Raw genomic sequence first — 1,897 nt, forward strand, 5'->3', positions numbered from 1 at the left:
AAGCGGAGCGCGGAGGCCGAAGGCCGGAGGCGTTAGCGGCCGCTGCCCGCGTAAGCGGGGCGAGACGGGAACCGGCTCGATGCGCAGCACAGCAGAGCGGCCCCGAAGGGGTAACGCCCGGAGTCTGCCGCTGTTTATCTCTCGTTCCATCTGAAATCGGCGGTAAGGCCATTAAAAGGGTCAGTTTATCAGGGAGGCGTTAGCCCCCCATGTTGTTAATCATCAGGCAATATCGTCTTTGTAGCAGGCATAACCGAAGCTAAGCTCTGTTTTCATATAGTGGCGGGCAAAGTCCCAGGCATCGTGGCCGAAGTCCTCATAATCTGCCAGGACGATTTCGCGGGCTTTGTGCCATTGCTGTACGGAAGAAAGCGGCAGAACAGGGCAGGGAAGCGACCAGTCAGTGACGGTGTTGCAGATCATATCTGCCAGACGCTCCAGGGAGCCGTAAACCAGCTCTGTGCGCAGATCCGCCACCATGCGTTGTTTACGCAGTGATGCCAGATAATCAATCTCTTTGGTTATATCAGAATTTAAGCGGGTCTGGTAATCCATGATGTACTCCTTTGCGCGCCGATACCGGCAATTTTGCGGGCGACGGTGTTGCCTCCCGATGATTTAATTATCGGTGATTATGTCCTCAAAGTCAATATAAGTACGGAATGTGCATACATAATTTTATATCTTGCAAAGCGTTCATAGAGTGCCTGAATCGCTTTCTGACAGCCTCAATAAAAAAAGGCGGGGATTCCCGCCTTTTTTCTTACAGCTGCTTACGTGGCTTTTTACGCGTCATATACAACGGTATCGCGCAGTCTACCGCGTACAAAAAGCACGCCAGCGCGCCGCAACCGTACAGAAACGCAAGCGGCTTATTATCGAAGTAGCTGAAAACCCCTGTCGCCGCACACAGGCCCAGAACAGAGACGCAGGCGCAGGTGATCTGCACCAGATCCCTGTATCCCGCACGAACGATAAACCAGGGCAGGGCAAGCGCAGCGGCGCTAATAATTAATGCGAGAGGGACAAAAACGAGATAGTGATACATGTGAACTCCTTGATGGTTGCCGATACCGGCGATTGTTCGGGCGGCGGTATTGCCACCCGATGATTTAATTAGAGGTTTTGCGCGTCCAGGAGATTGACCTGAGCCGGGGTAACGTGAAACTTTTCCCCTTTATGGATCACGTTATGCGGGGCGCTAATTTCATCACTGATAAAGCTAACCGGGTAACGTTTTTTACCGCAAATCCGCTCGCTAAACCATGCCACTTTTGCCGCTGGCCGATCCACTGGATGAACAATCACACCGGCCATGCTGCACCCCGTTGCGGGTTCGTCCAGCGTAATGCTTACCGGGACTGTATCCCGGTAAAAAAACTTAACCGGCGGCACACCTGCCTGCGTAGCGGCTGAGACAACTGCAAGCCCGATAACCGCTATCCGATTAATAAGCATTTTATTCCCCTTACTCATGCTGATATAACCTTGCCAGCTGTTACCAGTTTACGAAATTCGCTTTCATGAATTTCACGCCCATGCTCAAGCGTTGAATACACGTTGCCGATAAGCCAGTTACCAGCCGTTTTTGTCTCGGTATACCACCATGCTTCTGTCAGAGTAAGCAGCGGTTCGCTATCCTCGCCCTTCTCATAGATCCAGATTTTAGTGACGTCTTTACCCGTTTCGTTGCTGCCCTGAATGGTAGGGTCAAAGGTATGTTCAATCTCTATATCGAAGTAACGCTGAAGGAAGTTAGTAAAGTGCATGACGACTCCTGTAAGCGCCGATACCGGCAATTTTTCGGGTGGCGGTGTTGCCTCCCGATGATTTAATTATCGGTGATTATGCCTTTAAAGTCAATACAAGTACGGAATTTATTTACCTGTTTTTATGC

Annotated in this window: 4 protein-coding genes; all 4 read right to left on the reverse strand. The window is 50.9% G+C overall.

Translation table 11 applies throughout. The annotated features are described in order from the left end of the window. Positions 1-222: 222 nt before the first annotated feature. Positions 223-555, reverse strand: coding sequence for a hypothetical protein (locus tag ACW17M_RS24015; protein WP_012561126.1), 333 nt, complete (start codon positions 553-555; stop codon positions 223-225). Between the two features lie 208 nt (positions 556-763). After that, entirely contained in the window at positions 764-1,048 is a 285-nt protein-coding gene (ccgC, locus tag ACW17M_RS24020; protein WP_013263793.1) for a protein CcgC, read from the reverse strand. Positions 1,049-1,116: 68 nt separating this feature from the next. Next, entirely contained in the window at positions 1,117-1,458 is a 342-nt protein-coding gene (locus ACW17M_RS24025; RefSeq protein ID WP_012561124.1) for a hypothetical protein, read from the reverse strand. A gap of 14 nt (positions 1,459-1,472) precedes the next feature. Next, positions 1,473-1,769 carry a protein CcgD gene (gene ccgD / locus ACW17M_RS24030; protein WP_000545925.1) on the reverse strand — a complete coding sequence of 99 codons (297 nt, stop codon included), beginning with the start codon at positions 1,767-1,769 and terminating at the stop codon, positions 1,473-1,475. Positions 1,770-1,897 lie beyond the last annotated feature (128 nt).

The sequence above is a fragment of the Vreelandella sp. 2A-K22 genome, from assembly GCF_054065485.1.